At 74.4% G+C, this 22,935-nt stretch carries 19 protein-coding genes; 14 read left to right on the top strand and 5 right to left on the bottom strand.

Translation table 11 applies throughout. The annotated features are described in order from the left end of the window. Nucleotides 1-181: 181 nt before the first annotated feature. From ACI79S_RS20255 to ACI79S_RS20240, 4 genes are all read right to left on the bottom strand, one after another. Nucleotides 182-1,942, bottom strand: a complete 1,761-nt coding sequence (locus ACI79S_RS20255; RefSeq protein WP_456595241.1) for an acetyl/propionyl/methylcrotonyl-CoA carboxylase subunit alpha — start codon at nt 1,940-1,942, stop codon at nt 182-184. Nucleotides 1,943-2,022: 80 nt separating this feature from the next. After that, a complete protein-coding gene (locus ACI79S_RS20250; RefSeq protein ID WP_456595240.1) occupies nt 2,023-2,631 on the bottom strand; it encodes a Maf family protein in 609 nt (202 codons plus the stop codon). After that, nucleotides 2,628-2,843, bottom strand: a complete 216-nt coding sequence (locus ACI79S_RS20245; protein WP_456595239.1) for an acyl-CoA carboxylase subunit epsilon — start codon at nt 2,841-2,843, stop codon at nt 2,628-2,630. The genes ACI79S_RS20250 and ACI79S_RS20245 overlap by 4 nt, the downstream gene beginning before the upstream one ends. Next, nucleotides 2,840-4,468, bottom strand: coding sequence for an acyl-CoA carboxylase subunit beta (locus ACI79S_RS20240; protein WP_456595238.1), 1,629 nt, complete (start codon nt 4,466-4,468; stop codon nt 2,840-2,842). The genes ACI79S_RS20245 and ACI79S_RS20240 overlap by 4 nt, the downstream gene beginning before the upstream one ends. Nucleotides 4,469-4,652: 184 nt before the next feature. Between ACI79S_RS20240 and ACI79S_RS20235 the strand changes: the two genes are divergently transcribed. The 9 genes from ACI79S_RS20235 (at nt 4,653) to ACI79S_RS20195 (ending at nt 17,226) form a co-directional block, all read left to right on the top strand. Beyond that, nucleotides 4,653-5,495 (top strand): biotin--[acetyl-CoA-carboxylase] ligase, encoded by an 843-nt coding sequence (locus tag ACI79S_RS20235; protein ID WP_456595237.1) that lies wholly within the window; start codon nt 4,653-4,655, stop codon nt 5,493-5,495. Between the two features lie 134 nt (nt 5,496-5,629). After that, nucleotides 5,630-6,841, top strand: a complete 1,212-nt coding sequence (locus tag ACI79S_RS20230; RefSeq protein WP_456595236.1) for an acyltransferase family protein — start codon at nt 5,630-5,632, stop codon at nt 6,839-6,841. Between the two features lie 30 nt (nt 6,842-6,871). After that, nucleotides 6,872-7,447 (top strand): PH domain-containing protein, encoded by a 576-nt coding sequence (locus tag ACI79S_RS20225; protein WP_456595235.1) that lies wholly within the window; start codon nt 6,872-6,874, stop codon nt 7,445-7,447. A gap of 78 nt (nt 7,448-7,525) precedes the next feature. Continuing rightward, nucleotides 7,526-8,674 carry an exonuclease SbcCD subunit D gene (locus ACI79S_RS20220; RefSeq protein ID WP_456595234.1) on the top strand — a complete coding sequence of 383 codons (1,149 nt, stop codon included), beginning with the start codon at nt 7,526-7,528 and terminating at the stop codon, nt 8,672-8,674. Continuing rightward, complete coding sequence (locus ACI79S_RS20215; RefSeq protein WP_456595233.1) at nt 8,671-11,631, top strand: AAA family ATPase; 2,961 nt, start codon at nt 8,671-8,673, stop codon at nt 11,629-11,631. Before ACI79S_RS20220 ends, ACI79S_RS20215 begins: the two co-directional genes overlap by 4 nt. Nucleotides 11,632-11,795: 164 nt before the next feature. After that, a complete protein-coding gene (locus ACI79S_RS20210) occupies nt 11,796-12,347 on the top strand; it encodes a hypothetical protein (protein ID WP_456595232.1) in 552 nt (183 codons plus the stop codon). Beyond that, on the top strand, nt 12,347-14,686 hold the full coding sequence (locus tag ACI79S_RS20205; RefSeq protein ID WP_456595231.1) for an LGFP repeat-containing protein: 2,340 nt from the start codon (nt 12,347-12,349) through the stop codon (nt 14,684-14,686). Before ACI79S_RS20210 ends, ACI79S_RS20205 begins: the two co-directional genes overlap by 1 nt. A gap of 366 nt (nt 14,687-15,052) precedes the next feature. After that, on the top strand, nt 15,053-16,384 hold the full coding sequence (locus ACI79S_RS20200; RefSeq protein ID WP_456595242.1) for an acyltransferase family protein: 1,332 nt from the start codon (nt 15,053-15,055) through the stop codon (nt 16,382-16,384). A 125-nt stretch (nt 16,385-16,509) separates the two neighbouring features. Then, entirely contained in the window at nt 16,510-17,226 is a 717-nt protein-coding gene (locus tag ACI79S_RS20195; protein ID WP_456595230.1) for an SGNH/GDSL hydrolase family protein, read from the top strand. A 44-nt stretch (nt 17,227-17,270) separates the two neighbouring features. Here ACI79S_RS20195 and ACI79S_RS20190 read toward each other — a convergent pair whose 3' ends face one another. Continuing rightward, on the bottom strand, nt 17,271-17,768 hold the full coding sequence (locus ACI79S_RS20190; protein WP_456595229.1) for a GtrA family protein: 498 nt from the start codon (nt 17,766-17,768) through the stop codon (nt 17,271-17,273). A gap of 75 nt (nt 17,769-17,843) precedes the next feature. On the opposite strand from ACI79S_RS20190, the gene ACI79S_RS20185 reads away from it, so the two are divergent. From ACI79S_RS20185 to ACI79S_RS20165, 5 genes are read left to right on the top strand one after another with little or no spacing between them, the layout of a single operon-like run. Further along, entirely contained in the window at nt 17,844-19,055 is a 1,212-nt protein-coding gene (locus tag ACI79S_RS20185; protein ID WP_456595228.1) for a 5-(carboxyamino)imidazole ribonucleotide synthase, read from the top strand. Between the two features lie 10 nt (nt 19,056-19,065). Continuing rightward, a complete protein-coding gene (purE, locus tag ACI79S_RS20180) occupies nt 19,066-19,572 on the top strand; it encodes a 5-(carboxyamino)imidazole ribonucleotide mutase (RefSeq protein WP_456595227.1) in 507 nt (168 codons plus the stop codon). Nucleotides 19,573-19,595: 23 nt separating this feature from the next. Further along, entirely contained in the window at nt 19,596-20,750 is a 1,155-nt protein-coding gene (locus ACI79S_RS20175) for an acyl-CoA dehydrogenase family protein (RefSeq protein ID WP_456595226.1), read from the top strand. Nucleotides 20,751-20,794: 44 nt separating this feature from the next. After that, entirely contained in the window at nt 20,795-22,387 is a 1,593-nt protein-coding gene (locus ACI79S_RS20170) for a methyltransferase domain-containing protein (protein ID WP_456595225.1), read from the top strand. Beyond that, on the top strand, nt 22,384-22,809 hold the full coding sequence (locus ACI79S_RS20165) for a DUF6752 domain-containing protein (protein ID WP_456595224.1): 426 nt from the start codon (nt 22,384-22,386) through the stop codon (nt 22,807-22,809). The genes ACI79S_RS20170 and ACI79S_RS20165 overlap by 4 nt, the downstream gene beginning before the upstream one ends. Nucleotides 22,810-22,935 lie beyond the last annotated feature (126 nt).

Below are 22,935 nucleotides of genomic sequence, written 5' to 3'. Positions count from 1 at the left end.
GTTCCCCGGGGTCGGGGACAACCGCGGGTTCAGCTGGTCGGGGACGGTGGCGCCGGGTGCGCACACCGTGTGCGTGTACGCGATCGACGTCGATGTGAGCTCGCGGAACACCCCGTTGGGCTGCCGGACGATCAGCACCACCTGACGGGTCGGCCGACCCGTCAGGTGGTGCGGCTCACTCCTACTCGGCGTCGGCGATGGTGCAGATCACCGCGCCGCTGGTGACCGAGGCGCCGACCTCGGCCGACAGCCCCGTGATCGTGCCGGCCTTGTGGGCGGTGATCGGCTGCTCCATCTTCATCGCCTCGAGCACGACGACCAGGTCACCGGCGTCGACGGTCGCGCCGTCCTCGACGGCGACCTTGACGATGGTGCCCTGCATCGGCGAGGTGAGGGAGTCGCCGGAGGCGGCGGAGCCGCCGCCTCCGCCGCCGCGCTTGCGCGGCTTCGCCCCGCCGGCCGCGGCCGGAGCGCCGCCGCCGGCGGCCAGGCCCGCGGGGAGGGAGACCTCCAGCCGGCGGCCGCCGACCTCGACGACGACGGTCTGCCGCTCCTCGGGCTCGGTGCCGTCGGCCGGTGCCGCGGAGTACGGCGGCACCTGGTTGTCCCACTCCGTCTCGATCCAGCGGGTGTGCACGGTGAACGGCTCGCTGGTGAACGCCTCGTCGCGGACGACGGCGCGGTGGAACGGGATGACCGTGGGCATGCCCTCGACGACGAGTTCGTCCAGCGCGCGGCGGGCGCGCTGCAGCGCCTCCTGGCGGGTGGCGCCGGTGACGATCAGCTTGGCGAGCATCGAGTCGAACGCGCCGGCGACCTCGCCGCCGGTCTCGACGCCGGAGTCCCAGCGCACGCCGGGCCCCTGCGGGATCTCCAGGCGGTTCACCGGACCGGGCGCCGGCATGAAGTTGCGGCCGGCGTCCTCGGCGTTGATCCGGAACTCGATGCTGTGACCGCGGGGCTCCGGGTCCTCGGTGATCTCCAGCGGGAGGCCCTCGGCGATGCGGAACTGCTGGCGGACCAGGTCGAGGCCGCTGGTCTCCTCCGACACCGGGTGCTCGACCTGCAGCCGCGTGTTCACCTCGAGGAAGGAGATCGAGCCGTCGGTGCCGACGAGGTACTCGACGGTGCCGGCGCCGTGGTAACCGGCCTCCTTGCAGATCGCCTTCGCCGACTCGTGGATGCGGGCCCGCTGCTCGTCGGTGAGGAAGGGTGCCGGGGCCTCCTCGACCAGCTTCTGGTTGCGCCGCTGGAGCGAGCAGTCGCGGGTGCCGACGACGACCACGTTGCCGTGCGTGTCGGCCAGCACCTGGGCCTCGACGTGGCGGGGCTTGTCCAGGAACCGCTCCACGAAGCACTCGCCGCGGCCGAAGGCGGCGACGGCCTCGCGGACCGCGGAGTCGAACAGCTCGGGGATCTCCTCCTTGGTGCGCGCGACCTTCAGCCCGCGGCCGCCACCGCCGAACGCCGCCTTGATGGCCACCGGCAGCCCGTGCTCCTCGGCGAAGGCCACGACCTCGTCGGCGCCGCCGACCGGGTCCTTGGTGCCGGGGACCAGGGGCGCGCCGGCCTTGGTGGCGATGTGCCGGGCGGCGACCTTGTCACCGAGGTCGATGATCGCCTGGGGGGAGGGGCCGATCCAGGTGAGCCCGGCGTCGATGACGGCCTGGGCGAAGTCGGCGTTCTCCGACAGGAAGCCGTAGCCGGGGTGGATGGCATCGGCACCCGACTGCTTCGCCGCGTCGAGGATCTTGTCGATCACCAGATAGGAGTCGCCGGGCGTCGTGCCGCCCAGGGCGAACGCCTCGTCGGCGACGCGCACGTGCAGCGCGTCCCGGTCGGGTTCGGCGTAGACCGCCACGCTGGTCAGGCCCGCGTCCTTGCACGCGCGGGCCACGCGGACCGCGATCTCGCCGCGGTTGGCGATGAGGACCTTCTGCACCGGTGCTCTCCCTCTTCTGTGGGCCGGTCGAACTCTTGTCGGGTACCGCGCCGGGCGCGGTCGGTGGATCGGCGGGACGGTCAGCGGCGCCAGAGGTCGGTGATGGTCAGGCCGCGCTTGCCGAGCTGGGTGCGCAGGACCGTCAGGGACAGCCCCACGACGGCCGCCGGGTCGCCCTCGACCCGGCGCACGAAGGGTGCGCCGAGCCCGTCGAGGGTGAACGCGCCGGCCACCGCGAGCGGCTCCCCGGTGGCGAGGTACGCCTCGACCTCCGGCGGGGTCGGGTCGGCGAAGTAGACGACGGTGGAGGCCACGGCGATGTCCCGGCTCACCACGGCGCCGTCCCGGACGTCGAACAGGGCCTGGCCGGTGTGCAGGACGCCGGAACGCCCGGCCATCCGCCGCCAGCGGTCGCGGGCCTCGGCGGCGTCGGCGGGCTTGCCCTGCGGCTTCCCGGCGAACTCCAGCAGCGAGTCGGCGCCGATGACCAGGGCGTCGGTCTCCCGCTTGGCGACCGCCGCGGCCTTGGCGGCCGCGAGGACGGCGACCTGCTCGGCCACGCGCGGGGCGGTGTGCGCCGACTCGTCGACGTCGCTGACCACCACCTCGGGCGAGAGGCCGGCCTGGCGGAGCAGGGACAGCCGGGCCGGCGACGCCGAGGCCAGCACCAGCCGGCGGTCCGCGGTCACGCGAACCTCCCCGCGGCCCGCCAGCCACCCGGGCCGGCGCGGAGGGCGCCCCGGTGCGCGTCGCCGTAGGACGCCCAGGCGCCGACCGGCGTCGGACGGCGGCGGGTGCGGCGCTGCGACAGGGCGGCGACGACGACGGTGAGCGCCGCCAGCTCCTCGGCGGAGGGCTCGCCCGTCACCACCCGCAGCAGCGGCGCGGTTCCCTCGGTCACAGCGGGATGTTCCCGTGCTTCTTGGGCGGCAGGGTCTGCCGCTTGTTGGCCAGCACCCGCAGCGCCTTGGTCACCTGCACCCGCGTCTGCGACGGCGGGATCACCGCGTCGACGTACCCGCGGTCGGCGGCGATGTAGGGGTTGGCGAGGGTGTCCTCGTACTCGGCGATCAGCTCGGCGCGGCGGGCGTCGGGGTCCTCGGCCGCGGCGAGCTCCTTGCGGTAGAGGATGCCGACGGCGCCCTGCGCCCCGACGACGGCGATCTGCGCCGTGGGCCAGGCGAGGTTCACGTCCGCGCCCAGGTGCTTGGAGCCCATGACGTCGTAGGCGCCGCCGTAGGCCTTGCGGGTGATGACCGTGACCTTGGGGACGGTGGCCTCGGCGTAGGCGTAGATGAGCTTGGCGCCGCGCCGGATGATGCCCTCCCACTCCTGCGACGTGCCGGGCAGGAAGCCGGGCACGTCGACGAAGGTGAGCACCGGGATGTTGAAGGCGTCGCAGGTGCGCACGAAGCGGGCGGCCTTCTCGCTGGCGTCGATGTCCAGGGTGCCGGCGAACTGGGTCGGCTGGTTGGCCACGATGCCGACCGGCCGTCCCTCGACGCGGCCGAAGCCGATGAGGATGTTCGGCGCGAACAGCGGCTGCACCTCGAGGAACTCGCCGTCGTCGAGCACGTGCTCGATGACGGTGTGCATGTCGTAGGGGGTGTTCGCCGAGTCGGGGATGAAGGAGTCGAGCTCGCGGTCCTCGTCGGTCAGCGCGTCCGGCAGGACGGTCTCGACGGGCGCCATCTCGATCGCCGGCAGCGGGTCGAGGTTGTTGCTCGGCAGGTAGGAGAGCAGGGCCTTGACGTAGTCGAGGGCGTCGTTCTCGTCCTCGGCCAGGTAGTGCGCGACCCCGGACTTCGTGTTGTGCGTCCGCGCACCGCCCAGCTCCTCGAGCGTGACGTCCTCGCCGGTCACGGTCTTCACGACGTCGGGGCCGGTGATGAACATCTGGCTGGTCTTGTCGACCATCACGATGAAGTCGGTCAGCGCGGGGGAGTAGACGTGCCCACCCGCGGCCGGGCCCATCACCAGCGAGATCTGCGGGATGACGCCGGAGGCGTGCACGTTCCGCTGGAAGATCTCGCCGTAGAGGCCGAGGGAGACCACGCCCTCCTGGATGCGCGCGCCACCACCCTCGTTGATGCCGACGACGGGGCAGCCGTTCTTGATCGCGAAGTCCTGGACCTTGACGATCTTCTCGCCGTAGACCTCGCCGAGGCTGCCGCCGAAGACGGTGACGTCCTGGGAGAAGATCGCCACCGGCCGGCCGTCGACGGTGCCGTACCCGGTCACGACGCCGTCGCCGAACGGGCGCTTCTCGGCCATCCCGAAGTTCGTCGACCGGTGCCGGGCGAACTCGTCGAACTCGGTGAACGAGCCCGGGTCCAGCAGCGCCTCGATCCGCTCGCGGGCGGTCATCTTGCCCGCGGCGTGCTGCTTCTCCACCGCGCGCTCGGAGCCCGCGTGGACGGCCTCCTGCACCCGCCGCTCGAAGTCGGCGAGCTTCCCTGCGGTCGTGTGGATGTCGACGTCGTCGGGGACGTGCTCCCCGGCGCTCTCCAGTTCGGCGGCACTCACGCGGTCTCGGTCTCCTCGCTGGCGCTCGTCGGCCGCCGTGGCGGCGCTGCTGTGCTCGGCGTGTGGCGCGGATGCCGGGCCACGGGTTCCGTAGCGTAGGGGAGCGGCTCGAGCCCTTCGTCCCGGAGTCCCGTCGCCGGGCGCGAGCGCCCACCCGGTCGCCGTCCCTGGCTACGGTCTCCTCGTGCCCGACACGCCTTCCTCGCGCTGGTCCGACCTCGACCGGCCTGCCCTGGACGCGGCCGCCCTGCAGGCCGCCCTGACCCGTGGCAGCGCGCTGTGGCGCTCGGTCGAGGTGGTGCAGGAGATCGGCTCCACGAACGCCGCGCTGGCCGCCGCCGCCGCGGACGGTGCCCCCGAAGGCACCGTCCTGGTGGCCGAGCACCAGGTCACCGGGCGCGGCCGGCTGGACCGGGTGTGGACGTCGCCGCCCCGGGCCGGCCTGACCGTCTCCTTCCTGCTGCGCCCCGACGTGCCCGCCGCCCGTCGTGGCTGGTTGCCGCTGCTCACCGGGGTGGCGCTGGCCGAGTCGGTGCGGGAGGTCGCCGGCGTGCTCGCGACCGTGAAGTGGCCCAACGACCTGCTGGCCCGGGACGGGCGCAAGCTCGCCGGCATCCTGGCCGAGTCGGTCGGCGGGGGCGGGGAGCCGCCGGGCGTCGTCGTCGGCGTCGGCCTCAACGTCTCGACGACGGAGGCCGAGCTCCCGGCGACCGGCACGTCCCTGTCGGCCGTGACCGGCGGGACCGTGGACCGGGGGCCGGTGCTGCTGGCCTTCCTGCGGGCGGTCGAGCGGCGCTACCTGGGCTGGCGCGAGGCGCTGGGCGACCCGGTCGTCTCCGGGCTCGCCCGGGACTACCTCTCCTGGTCGTCGACGGTCGGCAGCACCGTCGAGGTGACGATGCCGGACGGATCGGCGCTCCTCGGCACCGCGCGGGCGGTCGACTGGGACGGCCGGCTGGTCCTGGACACCGCCGAGGGTCAGGTGGAGCTCGCCAGCGGCGACGTCCGGCACGTGCGGCGGGCCTGATCCGGCACGGAGGGGACGGGTGGGGCTGGGGTGGCCGACACGCCCCCGGTCGCCACGCAGTGCCCCGGCCTGCCGCCGTCACCGCATAGCGTCCGCGGTCGTTCACGTGACGTAGTTCTTCGGGGGCGGCGACCATGGCCGGTGCACAGGGGGCCGTCCGCGGCGAGATCCGCGGCCTGACCGGGCTCCGGCTCGTCGCCGCCGTCTGGGTCGTCGCCCACCACTTCTGGCTCTTCGCGCCCGACCGCGGCTGGCCGGCCCACCTCGATCCCCTGCGGCCGCTGCTGGCGACCGGCTGGCTCGGCGTCGATCTCTTCTTCGTGCTCAGCGGCTTCGTCCTCGCGCACAAATACGTCGCGGTCCTCGGCACCCGGTTCCGGGGCCGGGCCGCGGTCGACTTCTACCGGGCGCGGATCAGCCGCATCTGGCCCACCTGGATGGTGGTGCTCGGTGCCGTCGTCGCGGGCGGCTCCGTCCAGGAGGCCCTCGTCGGTCCCGCGGGTGGGAGCGCCGCCGACGGGCTGGACGTCCCGGCCGTGCTGCGCCAGGTCCTGCTCGTGCAGGTGTGGGACCGGCCCGAGTACTCGGCCACCGGTCCGGTGGGTCCGGGGTGGTCGCTGAGCGCGGAGTGGCTGGCCTACCTGCTCTTCCCCCTCCTGGCCCTGCTCCTGCACCGGTTGCGCGGGTACCGGCCCGCGGTGCCGGCGGCGCTCGCGGTCGCCGTCCTGCTGCCCTTCGCCGGGACGTGCCTGGTCCTCGACACGCACGACTGGGCCTGGAGCTGGCTGCTGCGGCTGGCCGGCGCCTTCCTGGCGGGCTCGCTCGTCGCGCTGGTCGTGGCCCGGGTGGCCCGGGACGCCGCCGTGGAGCGCGTCGCGGGGCGCACCGCCGCGGTGGTGGTCGCGCTGATCGCCCCGGCCCTCTGGTGGGCCGATGCCGCCGGGCAGGACCGCGGCGGTGCGGTGGTGGTGCTGTTCCCCGTGCTGGTGGGCGCGCTGGCGCTCACCGACGGCGGGCTCGCCCGGCCGCTGTCGGCGCCGCTGGTGGTGCTGGGCGGGCGGATCTCCTTCGCGCTCTACCTCGTGCACATGGCGGTGTTCGAGACGCTCTGGACGCTCGCCGACGCGGGCATCGGGCCGGCCGCCGGTTCGGGCCCCGGCGTGCTGGTGCAGCTCGCCGCGCCCTTCCTGGCGGCCTGGGTGCTGTGGCGGTTCGTCGAGGAGCCCGCCCGGCGGTGGCTCCGGGGCCGGCCGCCGGCGCCCCGGCCCCGCCTCGACCCCGTGCCCGGCCCGGCCACGGGGTCGGGCGCCGTCCCCGCGGACGCGCCGATGGCGTCGATCGCCTGACCCGGGGCGGATCGGCGGCATCCTGGTGGGGTGCCGTACCCGGACAAGCTCCTCGCCGACGACGAAGAGGTCGTGCGCCACCTGCACCCGCACTGGCTGACGGTCTTCTGGCCGGTCGTGCTCTTCCTGCTGGTCGTCGGTGGCGCCTCGTTCGGCGCCGCCCTCGTCCCCCCGGGCCGGCAGCAAGGGATGGTCCGCCTGGCGATCGTGGCGGCGGCGGTGCTCCTGCTGGTGTTCTTCGTCCTCGTGCCCCTGCTGCGCTGGCGGACGACCCACTACGTGGTGACGACGCACCGGCTGCTGTTCCGCGCGGGGATCCTGGCCCGTCGCGGGCGTGACCTGGGGCTGTCCCGCATCACCGACGTCTCCTACACCCAGACGTTGTGGGAGCGGATCATCAACTCCGGCACGCTCACCATCGAGACCGCCGGCGAGGGCGGCCCCACGGTGCTGCACCAGATCCCCGACAGCGAGGGGGTGCAGCAGCTGCTCAACGTCATGGTCGAGGAGGACGCCGAACGGCGGGCCCGGGAGAGCGCCGGCTACATCCGCGGCGACGACGGCTGGCCGCCGGAGGACGGCTGGCGGTCCACCGAGGTGCTCTGACCGGGCGACCGGATGTGACGGCTCCGTCACGGCGCGCCTCGGCGGTTCTGTCGGACCCCCTCCCTACCTTCGGCGGACATGCGGCTGCTGCACACCTCCGACTGGCACATCGGCCGCACCCTGCACGGCACCGACCTGCTCACCGAGCAGGAGGAGGTGCTGGGCGGGCTGGCGGCGGTGGTCGCGCGCGAGGAGGTCGACGTCGTCGTCGTCTCCGGTGACGTCTACGACCGGGCGGTGCCCTCGGCCGACGCCACGGCGGTGCTCGACCGGGTGGTCGGCCGGCTGCTGGGCACCGGCGCGCGGGTCGTGCTGACGCCCGGCAACCACGACTCGGCCCGGCGGCTGGGCACCTTCTCGGGGCTGCTGAGCGCGGCCGGCCTGCACGTGCGCGCGGCCACGGCGCGGCTGGACGAGCCGGTCCTGCTGGCCGACGAGCACGGCGAGGTGGCGGTCTACGGCATCCCGTACCTGGAGCCCGAGGTGGCCCGGCACGAGCTCGGCGTCCCCGGCGCCCGCGGTCACGAGGCGGTGCTGCGCGAGGCGATGGACCGGGTGCGCGCCGATCTCTTCCTCCGCCCCGGCGTGCGCTCGGTGGTGCTCGCCCACGCCTTCGTCGGGGGCGGGGTGGCCAGCGACAGCGAGCGGGACATCTGCGTCGGCGGCGTCGACCTGGTGCCGGGCGCGGTGTTCGACGGCGTCGACTACGTGGCGCTCGGGCACCTGCACCGCCCGCAGACCCTCACCGCGCGCATGCGCTACAGCGGCTCACCGCTGGCCTACTCCTTCGCCGAGGCCGGGCAGCAGAAGCAGGCCTGGCTCGTCGAGCTCGACGCCGCCGGGCTCGCCGGTGTGCGCCCGGTCCCGCTGCCCACCCCGCGGCCGCTGAGCGTGCTCACCGGCACGCTGGATGAGCTGCTCGCCGACCCGGCGCACGAGGCGGCGGAGCAGCACTTCGTCTCCGCCCGGCTCACCGACCCGGCGCGGCCGGCCGACCCCATGCGCCGGCTGCAGACCCGGTTCCCGCACTGCGTGCACCTGGACTGGACGGGGGCCGGGGCGTCGTCCGGGGGCGGCAGCTACCAGGAGCGGATGCGGGGGCGCAGCGCCCTGGAGATCGCCGGCGAGTTCGTCAGCGCGGTGCGCGGCGTCCCGGCCAGCGCGGCCGAGCGGGAGCTGCTGGCCCGGGCGCTCGGCGCCGCCGACCGCGAGGAGGCGGCCCGATGAGGCTGCACCGGCTGTCCCTGACCGCGTTCGGCCCCTTCGCCGGCACGGTCGAGGTCGACCTCGACGAGGTCGGCCGCGACGGGTTGTTCCTGCTGTGGGGGCCGACGGGGGCGGGCAAGACCACGCTGCTGGACGCCGTCGTGTTCGCCCTCTACGGCCGCGTCCCGGGGGCGCGTGGCGAGGAGAAGCGCCTGCGCAGCGACCACGCGGACGCCGCCACGCGCACCGAGGTCAGCTGCGAGCTCACCCTCGGGGACGAGCGCCTCCGGGTCGTGCGGCGGCCCGAGCAGCAGCGGCCGAAGAAGCGCGGGGAGGGCTGGGCGACCGAGCAGGCCAAGCTGGTGGTCTCCCGGCTCACCGACGGCGGGTGGGAGCCGGTCAGCACGCGCATCGACGAGGGCTCCGAGCACCTGCGCACCCGGCTCGGGCTCGACGTCCACCAGTTCTGCCAGGTCGTGCTGCTCCCGCAGGGCGACTTCGCGCGGTTCCTGCGGGCCGAGCCGGAGCACCGCACCGAGCTGCTCCGCACGCTGTTCGACGTCGACCGCTTCGCCCGCGCCGAGGAGTGGCTGGCCGACGAGCGCACGGCGGTCCGCGCGCGCACCGAGGACGCCCGCCACCAGCTGGGCACCCTGCTCGACCGCGTCGCCCAGGCCGCCGCCGCCGAGATCCCCGAGGAGCTGGCCCCCGAACTGGTGGGCGCGGGAGCGGGGGGCGGCGTGCTCCGCTGGGTGGCGGAGGTGCGGGCCACCGCGGAGGCGCGGCTCGCGTCGGCCACCGCGCGGGCCGACGCGGCTGCCGCAGTGGTGGCCGCCGCCGACGCCGAGCTGGCCGAGGCCCGTGCGCTGGCCGCACGGCACACCCGGCGGGACCAGGCGGTGGTGGAGCTCGCCGAGCTCGAGCAGCGGGAGCGGGCGCTCGCACCCCTGCGGGCCGAGCGCGATGCCGGTCGGCGGGCCGAACCGCTGCGCGACGTGCTGGACGCCGCTCGCGCGGCCGGCCGTGCGGCCGAGCGCGCCGCGGCAGGTCTGGCCGACGCCGTCGCGGCGTGGCAGCCGGTCGCCGGGGGCCGCCCGGCCGACGGGGTGGTGGCGCGCGAGCTGCGGGACCGGGCCGCCGAGGCGCGGGCGCTGCTCCCGGAGGTCGACCGCGCGCGTGCCATGGAGCGGTCCGTCGCCGCGCTCGCCCGGCAGGTCGGCGAGCTGACCGAGCGGTGCGCCGCGGGGGAGCAGGACGTCGCCGACCTCCCGGAGCTCCTCGCCGGGCAGGAGCAGGAGGTCACCCGGGCGCGGGCGGCCGCCGCGGAGCTGCCGGGTCTGCGCGCGGCGCTGGACTCCGCGGAGGCGGCCTGGGTCGCCGGGCGCGCGGCGGTCGAGCTGGACGGGACGCTCCGCGGGCTGCGCGACGACACCGCCCGGGCGCGGGACGCCCGGGCCGACGCCCGGGAGCGGTGGCTGGACCTGCGTGCCCGCAGGTTGGACGGCATGGCGGCGGAGCTCGCAGCCGGGCTCACCGACGGTGCCGACTGCCCGGTCTGCGGCGCCGTCGAGCACCCGCGCCCCGCCGCACCCGGCGGCGAGCGGGTCACGGCCGCCGACGAGGACGCCGCCCGGGCGCTCGCCGATGCAGCGGAGGCGGAGCTCACCGCGGCGACCGGCCGGCTGGAGGCCGCGGAGCGCGAGCTCGCCGGCCTGCGGGCGCGTGCCGGCGAGCTGCCGCCGGAGCAGCAGGCGGCCCGCGTCACGGAGCTGACCGCGGCCGTGGGCACCGCGACCGACCTGGCCGCGGGGCTCCCCCCGGCCGAGGCCCGCCTGCGCGAGCTGGTCGGCCGGCGGGAGGAGGCCGCCGCCCGCCTCGGCGCGGACCGCGAAGAGCTCCGCGCCCGGACCGCCGAGCACGACGCCCTGACCACCGGCCTCGTGGAGCTGGCATCGCGGCTGACCGCCGCCCGGGGCGACGACGCCGACCTGGCCGCCCGGGTCGCCCGGCTGTCGGCCGCCGCAGAGGCGTGCGAGGCAGTGATCGCCGCCGAGGTCGAGGAGCTACGTGCCCGCGCCGAGGCGGACACGGCCCGCCGGGCGGCGGAACAGCGAGCCGGAGCCGCCGGCTTCGAGGACGTCCCCGCCGCGGAGGCGGCGCTGGCCGGCTCCGGTCGCCTGGCCGCGCTGGACCGGCAGCTCGACGGGCACGACCAGCGCGTGGCCGTCCTGCGTGCCCAGCTGGCCGAGCCGGAGCTCGCCGACCTCCCCGCTCGGCCCGACCTCGACGCGCTCGAGAGCCGCTGCGCCGGCAGCACCCGCCGGCGGGAGGAGGCGGTGGCCGAGCTGGAGCAGGCGCGCCGCTGCACGACCTCGCTGGAGGACCTCGTCGGGCGGGTGAGCGCGGCCGAGCTGACGCTGGCCGAGCTGCGCGCCTGGAGCGACCAGGTCACCGCGCTGGCCGACCTGGCCCACGGCCGGGGGGCGAACGCACGCCGGATGCGGCTGCAGTCGTTCGTGCTGGCGGCGCGCCTGGAGCAGGTCGCCGAGGTGGCCAGCCGGCGGCTGCTGGACATGTCGGGCGGCCGCTACACGTTCCTGCACAGCGACGCGCAGGGCCGGCACGGCGCCCGCGGTGGCCTCGGGCTGGACGTGTTCGACGAGTACACCGGGGTTCGCCGGCCCACCAAGACGCTCTCGGGCGGGGAGAGCTTCATGGCCTCGCTCGCGCTTGCGCTGGGGCTCGCCGACGTGGTCACCGCCGAGACCGGCGGCGTCCGGATCGACACCCTCTTCGTGGACGAGGGGTTCGGCACCCTCGACGCACAGGCGCTCGACGCGGTGATGACGGTGCTGGACGAGCTCCGCCGCGGCGGGCGGACGGTCGGGGTCATCAGCCACCTCGAGGAGCTGCGCACCCGCATCCCGACGCGGCTCGAGGTGATAGCGGGTCGCAACGGCTCTCGGTTGGCGGGCTGACGCATGTTTTCAGAGTGACGGATCGGTCACACCGCGTGTCTACCTCGCCCGGCGTGTACGCGTGGCTAACCTCGCCCTACTGAGCGTCACCTGCCGCCAGGCGCCCCACCGGGTCCCCGGTCGGCGGCAGCGTTCAGCATGCCCCACGAGCAGAGGTTCGGAAGATGAAGCAGCGATCCCGCCGCATCCTGATCGGACTGGTGGTCCTCGTGGCCGTCGGCGTCTCGGTCCTCGCCCTCCAGCGGAGCCGTGAGGCCGGGCCGCTCGACACCACGGCACTCATGCCGACCATCCCCGCCGAGGCGGGCAACGATCCGGTCGCCCCGACGACGGGGCCGGCGACGCGCAGCGGAGGCGAGGAGCAGGGCGAGCAGTCCCCGGTCACCGCAGCCCCGTCCCCGGCGCTGGACACCCAGCGGGCGACCGAGGCGGACCTCGTCGTGACCTACAGCGGCTTCGACGTCGCCACCGGTGCGGTGCTGGTCGGCGCCTACGTGGCCGGCGTCCTGGAGACCGGCGGGGAGTGCGGGCTGACCCTGACCGACGGCGCGAGCGAGCGGACGACCACGGTCGAGGCGGTCCCCGATGCGCGGACGACCAGCTGCGGCGAGCTCACCCTGCCCGAGATGACCCCTGGCTCCTGGACGGGTGAGGCGACGTACACCTCGGCGGGCGGCGACCAGCTGTCCCGCGCCGTCTCGGTCGAGGTCCCCTGATGCGCGGGAGCAGGGCGGCCCGCCTGCTGGCGACGGTGCTGTGCCTCCTCGTGACTGCCACGGCCCTGGCGGTCCAGGGAGCCGATCGAGCCGCCCAGGCGGCGGACCTCAGCGCCTTCCGGGCCGGCGACATCGTCTCCGACGCCGTGTACTTCAACCCCTCGACCATGACGCCGGACCAGGTCCAGGCGTTCCTCGTGCAGAAGGGCGCCAACTGCACCGCCGGCGACCTCTGCATGAAGAACTACCGGATGTCGACCTGGACGCGGACGGGCTCGAACTGCGCCACCTACCAGGGGGCGGCGAACGAGCGCGCGGCCGACATCATCTGGAAGGTCGCGCAGGCGTGCGGGATCAACCCCCAGGTCCTGCTCGTCACCCTGCAGAAGGAGCAGGGGCTGATCACGGCGACGAGCCCGACGTCGAAGAAGTACCGCATCGCGATGGGCTACGGCTGCCCGGACACCGCGCCGTGCGACGAGCAGTACTACGGCTTCTTCAACCAGGTGTACATGGCCGCCTGGCAGTTCCGGCGGTACACCACCCTCCCGCGCAACTACGGCTACAAGGCCGGGCTGACGAACACCGTCCGCTGGCACCCGAACAGCGCATGCGGTTCCACCCAGGTCTACATCGCCAACCAGGCGACCGCGAACCTCTACAACTACACGCCCTACCAGCCGAACTCCGCGGCCCTGGCCGCTGGCTACGGCACCGGTGACAGCTGCTCCTCGTACGGCAACCGGAACTTCTTCAGCTACTTCAGCGATTGGTTCGGTTCCACCCAGTTCCTCGTGACCGGCGCCATCCGCGAGTGGTACTGGTCCAACAACGGGCCGGGCGTCCTCGGTACCCCCACCGGCAACGAGCAGGCCATCAACGGCGGCTGGGTCCAGCACTTCCAGCACGGATCGCTCTGGGTCAGCGGGGCCGGCACCTTCGCCACGGTCAACAAGATCAACCAGGAGTACTGGCAGAACGGCGCACGCGACGGCGTCCTCGGTTTCCCGGTCGGCCCCGAGCGGGCCATCGACGGGGGCTGGGCCCAGCAGTTCGAGCGCGGGGTGGTCTACGTCAGCAACGCCGGCTCCTTCGCGACGGTGAACGGCATCAACGCCCACTACCAGAAGCTGGGTGGCCGGGAGGGCGTGCTGGGCTTCCCGGTGGGGCGGGAGACGACGCTCGCCGGGGGCTGGGCGCAGGCGTTCGAGCGTGGGGTGGTCTACGTCAGCAACGCCGGCTCCTTCGCGACGGTGAACGGCATCAACGCCCAGTACCAGAAGCTCGGTGGCGCGGGCGGCGCGCTGGGCTACCCGACCGGCCCGGAGCAGACCCTTCCCGGCGGGTGGGGGCAGAACTTCGAACGCGGCGCCGTCTACGTCACCGCCGACGGCTCCTTCGTCACCCTGAACGCGATCAACGCCGCCTACCAGCGGATCGGTGGTCCGCAGGTCCTCGGCTTCCCCCAGAGCGGGGAACGGGGCCTCGCCGGTGGGTGGACCCAGCGCTTCCGCGTCGGCTCCATCTACGTGAGCGGGGCGGGGTCGTACGCCACCGTCAACGCCATCGACGCCGAGTACCAGCGTCTCGGTGGTCCGACCAGTGCGCTGGGCTTCCCGGCGGCAGGCGAGCGCTCGTACCCGGGTGGCTGGGGGCAGGCGTTCGAACGCGGGTCGCTCTTCCTGAGCGCCGACGGCACGCTCCCGACGTACAACGCGATCAACGCCCGCTACCAGCAGCTCGGTGGGCCGAAGGGTGTGCTCGGTTTCCCCGTCGCGCGCGAGCGCGCCGTCGACGGAGGCTGGGCGCAGAAGTTCCAGCGCGGCCAGCTCTACGTCAGCGGCGCGGGCTCCTGGCCCACCATCAACGGCATCGACGAGAAGTACCAGGAGATGCGCGGACCCGCCGGTGTGCTCGGGTTCCCGACCGGTCCGGAGGTCACCGTCCCCGGCGGCTGGACGCAGCAGTTCCAGAATGGGACCTTGTTCGTGAGCGCGGCCGGCTCGTGGCCCACCATCAACGGGATGGATGCCAAGTACCGGCAGCTGGGCGGCGCCACGGGCGCCCTGGGCTTCCCGGCCGGCTCGGAGCGCACCCTCACCGGGGGCTGGTCGCAGAAGTTCCAGAAGGGGACCATCTACATCAGCGCCGCCGGGTCGTACGCGGTTCCGGCCACGGTCGACGCCGAGTACCAGGGTCTCGGTGGGCCCGGTGGATCCCTGGGCTATCCGACGGGCGATGCGGTCTCCGTGACCGAGGGCACCCGGACGACGTTCCAGCGCGGGACGATCACCTGCCCGGCCACCGGCAGCGGCAGCTGCACGGTGACCCGGAGCTGACCGGCTGAACGCCCGCCCGACCGGGCACCCGACCGGCCGGCACGCCCCGCGTGCCGGCCGGTCGGCTGCGTGGGGCGCCCCTGTCCCGGGCGGGGGGCCGGGTGCCCGCTGCGCGGTCGCGCTCGTGCCCCCGGGCGGCCGTCGAAAGGGCTCCGCGTGCCGCAGGCTCAGGGCCGGCCATCGGGGTGCGCGGGGGCGCTGTGACGGGTGGGACGACAACGGCGCCGGACGCCACCGGACACGCGTGACGGACCGGTATCTCCCTGTAGCGTCAGGTGTACGGACTGCAAGGGCCGCTCCGGCCTCGGAGGCCCGCACCGCCGTCTGGGACGGCAGGGCAGCACACACACGACGGAAGTGACCTCCATGGTGCTCATCGACGGCCGCGCGCCCGGCCGCCACCTCCTGCCGCCGATCCCGTCGGGGCGACGTCGGCCCGACGCCGCGGCCTCGGGGGCCGGGACGCCGGAGGGCACCGGCGCGCCGGCGCCGTCCCGCGCCCTGCCCCGGGTGATCCCGCAGCTGACCGGAATCCGGGCGGTCGCCGCGCTGTGGGTCGCCTGCTTCCACTTCCGCCCGTACCTGCTGGAGAGCTTCCCGCAGAGCTGGCCGCTGACGCCCCTGTTCAACGTCGGTCACCTCGGCGTCGACCTGTTCTTCATCCTCAGCGGGTTCATCCTCACCTTCACCCACCTGGATCGGATGACCACCGGGTGGCACCCGCGGAAGGTCCTCGGCTTCCTCTGGCTGCGGTTGTCGCGGGTGTGGCCGGTGACGGTCGCCATGCTCTTCGTCTACGGCATCTACCGGATCGCCCAAACCTGGATCACGGGGGACGACTCGTACGCCTCATCGCTCGACGCGTGGCGTCTGCTCACGCACGTGCTCCTCATCCAGTCCTGGGGCGCGGAGCACCACGACTGGAACCCCATCGACTGGTCGATCAGCGCCGAGTGGATGGCCTACCTGGTCTTCGGTGTCCTCGTCCTCTTCCTCGGCCGGGCGGCGACGAGCCTGCGCACCCGGTCGCTGGTCCTGCTCGCCGTGGCCGCGCTGGTGCCCATGGTGGTCGTCGGCATGTCCCTGGAGGACGGCGCCGACCTCGCGTGGAACGGCGACCAGATCGCTCCCGGCATCGTGCCGCTGCGGGTCCTGACCGAGTTCTTCGCCGGAGCCATCGTGGCGCTCGTCGTCCAGCGGGTGGCCGCCAGCGGTCGCCGGGTGCCCCTGCTGCTGCGACCCGCGGTCCTCGTCGCGGCGATCGTCGCCATCATCTACCTGCTGCAGAAGTACGACCCGGTCTGGCGGCCGCGCTTCGGGCAGGAGTGGGGCTACAACGGTCACTCGCTCTGGGGCTCCACCGAGTCGGTCATCGTGGTGCCGCTGTTCGCCCTCCTGATCGGATCCCTGGCGCTGAGCCGCGGTGGGGTGTCGGCGGCGTTGTCGCACCGGGCGCTGGTGTGGGGCGGGCAGGTCTCGTTCGCCTTCTACCTCGTCCACTGGTTCTTCCTGGACCTGATGCTGTTCGTCGTCGACCAGACCGACGTGGCCGACGACGTCACGTCGCTCGCCCGGCGCGGGCTCGTGGTGGGCGCCCTCGCCCTGTCCGTCCTCGCCGGCTGGGCGCTGTTCTCGATGGTGGAGGAGCCCATGCGCAAGGGGATGCGCAAGATGCTGCCCCGCTCCCTCGAGGTCTGACCGGAACGCTCGGGCGAGGGCAGGGGGCGCGGCTGCCCCCGGCCCTCGCCCGTTGCAGTGCGATCCCGGTCGCACTCGTGGGCCGCTCGGTGGACGCCCCGCCGCCCTGCGGAGAGACTGGATCCGTGCGCCGCACCCGACGACCAGCACTCCTCGTGGCCGTCGCAGCGGCGGTCGTCGTCCTCTGCGGGTGCCAGGCGCCGGCCATCGGTCGCGACGACGTGCGCCCGCCGGGCGTTCCCGCTCCCGAGGCCGGCGCCCCCACCGAGGTCGCGGAGCCCGGCGTCCGCAGCATCGTGGTGGTGGGCGACTCGCTCACCGCCGGTGGCGAGCCGATCCGCGGCCCCGGGCGCGGGGGCGAGTTCTCCTGGCTGCACGGAGCGGTCGGACCCCCGCTCGAGCTGCGCGGCGGCTGGGCCACCGGCGGTGCGACCACGGCGGACATGCGTGCCGCGGCCGTTCCGATGGCGGCCGACGTCCTGGTGCTCATGGGCGGGACGAACGACCTGATGACCGGACGAGGGTGGCCGGACATCCGCGCGGACCTCGTGGCGGTCGCGGAGGGGGCGGGGGTCGAGGACGTGCTGCTGTCCGCGGTCCCGCCCCACGACGCGCTCCCCGAGGCGGCGACCGAGCTCAACGGGCAGTTGCGCGCGCTGGCGCAGGAGCAGGGCTGGGGGTTCGTCGATCCCTGGTCGGACGTACGACTGGACGGCGCCTACCGGCCGGGCGCAAGCCTCGACGGGATCCACCCGACGCCACGGGTGGCCGCCGAGGCCGGCGTGGCGATCCGGGCAGCGGTCCTGGACGGTGTCCCGGTTCCGGTCCACCGACCCAGCTGACCTCGGGTACGTGCCCGCAGCTCCTCCGGCGTGCCGGTGGACCGCTACCCGGAGGGCAGGGGATCGCGGGGAGCGGCACCGGGGGGAGCGGGCGGGGCCACGACCGCGGGGAAGACCCACCACCGGTAGGTCACCCAGCGGAGCACGGTGCCGGATGCGATCGAGGCGACGTTGGCCGCCTGGAGCACCAGCGCCGATTCCTGGCCCAGCGGATAGCGGACGAAGGCGACGACCGCGAGGCTGAGCAGCAGCGTGGCGGCGTTGATCACGACGAAGAGCGAGTACTCCCGCCGCAGGCCGGTGCGTGCCCGGTGGGAGAAGGACCAGAACCGGTGCCCGACGAAGGCCAGCGTCGTCGACACCAGGCTGGCGAACAGCTTCGAGGTGACCACCTCGAGGCCGACGGTGGCGTAGAGCAGCTGGAACAGGCCCAGGTCGACGAGGAAGCAGCCCGCCCCCACGACGCCGAACGCGCCGAGCTCGCGCACCAGCCGTCGTCCACCGTCGCGCAGGCGCTGGCGCAACCGCACGACGAGGCCCACGACAGCACTGTACGAAGCCCCCGCTCCCGGTGCGCCCGACGCGCGACGGGAGGGCGCCGCTAGCCTTCGGGCACCATGCCTGCGTCTCTGCACCCGCACACCGGTCTCCCCGTGGTGGCCATGATCGGCGGCGGTCAGCTCGCCCGGATGACCCACCAGGCCGCCGTCGCGCTCGGCCAGTCGCTGCGCGTGCTGGCTGCCGCCCCGGACGAGTCGGCCGCGCTCGTGGCCGCCGACGTGCGGTTCGGTGACCACCGCGACCTGGACGACCTCCGGACGCTGGCCGACGGCGCCACCGTCGTCACCTTCGACCACGAGCACGTGCCCACCGAGCACCTGCGCACGCTGGTCGAGGAGGGCACCCGTGTCGCCCCCGGCCCGGAGGCTCTGGTCCACGCGCAGGACAAGCTGGTGCTGCGTCGTGCGCTCGCGGAGGCCGGGGAGCCGCAGCCGGCCTGGGCCGAGGTCCGCTCCGTCGCCGACGTCACCGCCTTCGCCGGGCCGCACGGCTGGCCGATCGTGCTCAAGACCCCGCGCGGTGGCTACGACGGCAAGGGCGTGTTCGTCGTCGGCGACGTCGAGGCCGCGGCGGAGCTCGTCGAGCGGCACGGCACCCTGCTGGCGGAGCAGCGGGTGGCCATGGTGCGCGAGCTGTCGGCGCAGGTCGCGCGCTCGCCGTTCGGCCAGGTGGCGGTGTGGCCGGTGGTCGAGACGGTGCAGCGCGACGGCGTCTGCGCCGAGGTGTACGCCCCCGCCCCCGGGCTCTCCGACGAGCTGGCCACCGCGGCCCAGGAGCTCGCGGTGCGCATCGCCGACCGGCTCGGCGTCGTCGGCATGCTCGCCGTGGAGCTGTTCCAGACCGCGGACGGCGTGCTGGTCAACGAGCTGGCCATGCGCCCGCACAACTCCGGTCACTGGAGCATCGAGGGCGCGCGCACCAGCCAGTTCGAGCAGCACCTGCGCGCCGTCCTCGACTACCCGCTGGGCTCCACCGAGATGGTGGCCCCGGTCGCGGTGATGGCCAACGTGCTCGGCGGTGCCGCCGCGCAGGAGGGCTGGACCGGACCGGCGCTCGACGAGCGGATCCACCACCTCATGGCGCACTGGCCCGACGTGAAGCTGCACTGGTACGGCAAGACGCAGCGGCCGGGCCGCAAGCTCGGCCACGTGACCGCCCTCGGGGCCGACCTCGACGAGGTGCGCGCGCGGGCGGTCGCCGCGGCCCGCTACCTCGCCGACGGCGTGGTCGACCCGGCCTTCGCCTTCGCGCACGACCACGAGCACTGAGGAGCAGGGCATGAGCGACCCGGTCGTCGGCATCGTCATGGGCAGCGACTCGGACTGGCCGGTGATGCAGCCGGCCGCAGAGGCGCTCGGGGAGTTCGACGTCCCGTGGGAGGCCCACGTGCTGTCGGCGCACCGCACGCCCCGCCGGATGCTCGACTACGCCGAGGCGGCCGCCGGTCGCGGGCTGCGGGTGATCGTCGCCGGTGCGGGCGGGGCCGCCCACCTGCCGGGCATGGTGGCAGCCGCCACCCCGCTGCCGGTGATCGGCGTGCCGCGCCCGCTCGACCGGCTCGACGGGCTGGACAGCCTGCTGTCCATCGTGCAGATGCCGGCCGGCGTGCCGGTCGCGACGGTGGGCATCGGCGGTGGCCGGAACGCCGGGCTCCTGGCGGTGCGCATCCTCGCGGCCGGGGACGCGGAGCTGCGGCGCCGGGTCGAGCGGTTCCAGGCCGACCTCGCCGAGAGCGTCGTCGCCCGGGACCTCACCCTCCAGGAGCGCCTCGCTACCGGCGGGTAGTCGGACGTCCTACGATCGAACGCGTGGGTACGAACAGCGGGCTGTACGCGTTGACCGAGGAGCACGAGGCCATCCGGGCGGCGGTGCGCGACATCGCCGAGCGGGAGATCGCCCCGTACGCCGCCGAGGTGGACGCCGAGTCGCGCTACCCGATCGAGGCGCAGAAGGCCCTGACCGCGGCGGGCTTCCACGCGACCCACATCCCCGAGCAGTACGGCGGCGAGGGCGCCGACGCGATCGCCACGTGCATCGTCATCGAGGAGGTCGCCCGGGTCGACATGAGCGCCTCGCTGATCCCCGCGGTCAACAAGCTGGGCTCGATGCCGGTGATCCTGTCGGCGTCCGAGGACCTCAAGCAGCAGGTGCTCGCCCCCATCGCCGCCGGCGACGCGATGATCAGCTACGGCCTCTCCGAGCGCGAGGCCGGCTCCGACGCAGCCGCCATGAAGACACGCGCCCGCCTCGACGGTGACACCTGGGTGCTCAACGGCACCAAGGCCTGGATCACCAACTCCGGTGTCTCGGAGTGGTACACGGTCATGGCCGTCACCGACCCGGAGAAGGGGGCCAACGGCATCTCCGCCTTCGCGGTGCACCGCGACGACCCGGGCTTCGCCGTCGGCCCGAAGGAGCGGAAGATGGGGATCAAGGGCTCGCCCACCTGCGAGCTCTACTTCACCGACTGCACCATCCCGGTCGACCGGATCATCGGCGCGCCGGGCACCGGCTTCAAGACCGCGCTCCGCACGCTCGACTTCACCCGGCCCACCATCGGCGCGCAGGCCGTCGGCGTCGCGCAGGGCGCGCTCGACGCCTCCGTGGCCTACGTCAAGGAGCGGAAGCAGTTCGGCAAGGCCGTGGGCGAGTTCCAGGGCGTGCAGTTCATGCTCGCCGACATGGAGATGAAGATCCAGGCTGCCCGCCACCTGGTCTACGTCGCCGCGGCCGCCGGGGAGCAGGGCCGGCCCGACGTCACGCGGGTCTCGGCCGCGGCCAAGGCGTTCGCCTCCGACACCGCGATGCAGGTGACCACCGACGCCGTCCAGCTGTTCGGCGGGGCCGGCTACACCCAGGACTTCCCGGTCGAGCGGATGATGCGCGACGCGAAGATCACCCAGATCTACGAGGGCACCAACCAGGTGCAGCGCATGGTGATCGCGCGGTCGCTGCTGCGCTGAGCCCGGACCGAGCAGCCGTAGCGCAGCTGTTAGCGTCTGACCGCATGTCCGCGATCAGTCGAGTCACCGCGTCGGAGCGGGGGCTGGTGTTCGCCGTGGACCGGCCGACCGGTCAGACCATCGACGTGCTGGTGGACGGTCGCCGGATCTGGTCCTTCCGCGAGCCGGATGAGGCCGCCCCGGCCGACCTGGTCCCCGAGGGCGCCGATCGCGGGCTGCTCCGCTTCGAACCGTGGCCCGGGGTGCTCCGGAACCGCCTGCGCGGCCGGTTCCACGTCGAGCTGCGCCCGGTGGGCGCCGAGGCGGGGAGCGGCGCGACCGTCGCTCTCGGGGACTCCGCCGACGGCCCCGACCTGACCGACATCCACGGCCGGCCCCTCGTGGTGAACAAGTGGGGGCGTCTCGGGCACACCCTCGCCGATGCCGAGCCCGGCATGATCGAGCGGCTCCTGGACCACACGGACGAGATCCGCGACCTGCTGCGGGAACGGCTCGGCCCGGTGGTCTTCGTGACCGGTGGGACGCTGCTCGGCCCGATCCGCAACGGCGGTCAGCTGATCCCCCACGACGACGACACCGACCTGGCCTACCTCAGCGCACGGACGCACCCCGCCGACGTCGCCCTCGAGCACTTCGAGCTCGGCCGCCTGCTCCGGGAGCGGGGGTACGAGGCGATCCGCCTCTCCGGTGCGCACGTCCAGATGCACTTCTCGCACGAGGGCGTGCCCGACCACTACGTCGACGTCTTCGCCGGCTTCTACATCGGCGACTGGTGGCACCAGCACTTCGTGATCCGCGCGCAGGTCCCACCGTCGGAGGTGGTGCCACCGACGGAGATCATGGTGGCCGGTCGCCCGGAGCCGGCCTCGCGGAACCCCGAGATCATGCTCCGGGAGCTCTACGGCCCCGGCTGGCGGACCCCCGACCCCGCGTTCAGGTTCCAGCTGCCGGAGAGCACCTCGGCGCGGTTCGCGCACTGGTTCGGCGACTACCACGCCGAGCGGGAGACGTGGGAGGACGTCGTGCTGATGTCCACCGGTGCGCTCCTGCCCGCGGAGGACCGGCTCAGCGCCTTCGGCGCGGAGGTCGACGCCCTCGCGCCCGCGGACCACGCGATCCTGGAGCTGGGCTGCGGTCTCGGTGTGGACGCCCGCGCCTTCGCGAACCGGGGGCGGCGGGTGCTCGCCGTCGACTTCTCGCGGGCGGCCCTCGAGGTGGCGGGGTCGCGGGAGCCGGATCCGGATGCCCACGTGGAGTTCGCGTCGGTCAACCTGCTCGACGTCCGGGCCGCGATCCGGCTGGGCGCCCGGTGCGCGGCCGAGGAGAAGCCGTGGACGGTCTACGGCCGGCGCCTGCTCAACGCCCTCGACCCGATCGCCAGGGAGAACCTCTTCCGGCTGTGCGACATGGTGCTGCGGCGCGGCGGTACGGCGCACTTCGACGTCGCCGATCCGGCCTACGCCGGGGTGCCGCCGCACCTGCGGCTGACGGTCGACCAGCTGGTCCGCGAGGCCGGCGAGAAGGGGCTGGTCCTCGAGCAGGCCGGTCGCAGGACCGAGCCCCTGACCTGGCCCGGCGCCCCCGAGGAGCAGGTGGTGGAGATGACCCGCATGACCTTCAGCCGGAGGGCGAGATGACCGATCAGTCCGGGACGATCTGGAACCGCGGGCGCCGGGTGGCGGTGCAGCGGCTGGCGTACCCGCTGCGCCGCGCGCTCGCGCCCGCCGCCCTCGAGCTGCGCGGCGAGGTGGAGGCGCTCGCGACCCGGAGCGCGGACCAGCGGGAGGGGATCGCGGAGCTGCGCGAGGAGCTCCACCGGGAGCTCGCGGACAGCAGGACCGAGGTCGGCTCCCTGCGGGAACGCGTGGACGAGCTGCAGCGGCGCCTCGACGCGGCCGAGGCGTACAACGTCGTGCTGCGCGACGGCCTCGAGGAGGCGCGGCGGCTCAACCTCCGGGTGGCCGAGCTGGTGGACGTGGTCACCGAGCTCGTCGTCCCGCTCCACGACCGGGACATCGACCCCGCGGTGCTGAGCAGGCTGCGGCCCGACACCCTGTGACGGCCGGGGGGGGGGGGGGGGGGGGGGGGGGGGGGGGGGGGGGGGGGGGGGGGGGGGGGGGGGGGGGGGGGGGGCGGGGGGCGGGGGCGGGGGGGGGGCCGGGGGGGGCGGCGGGTCGGGGGGGGG

The sequence above is a fragment of the Blastococcus sp. SYSU DS1024 genome (genome assembly GCF_054050795.1).
This window is presented reverse-complemented; position numbering and strand designations above follow the sequence as displayed.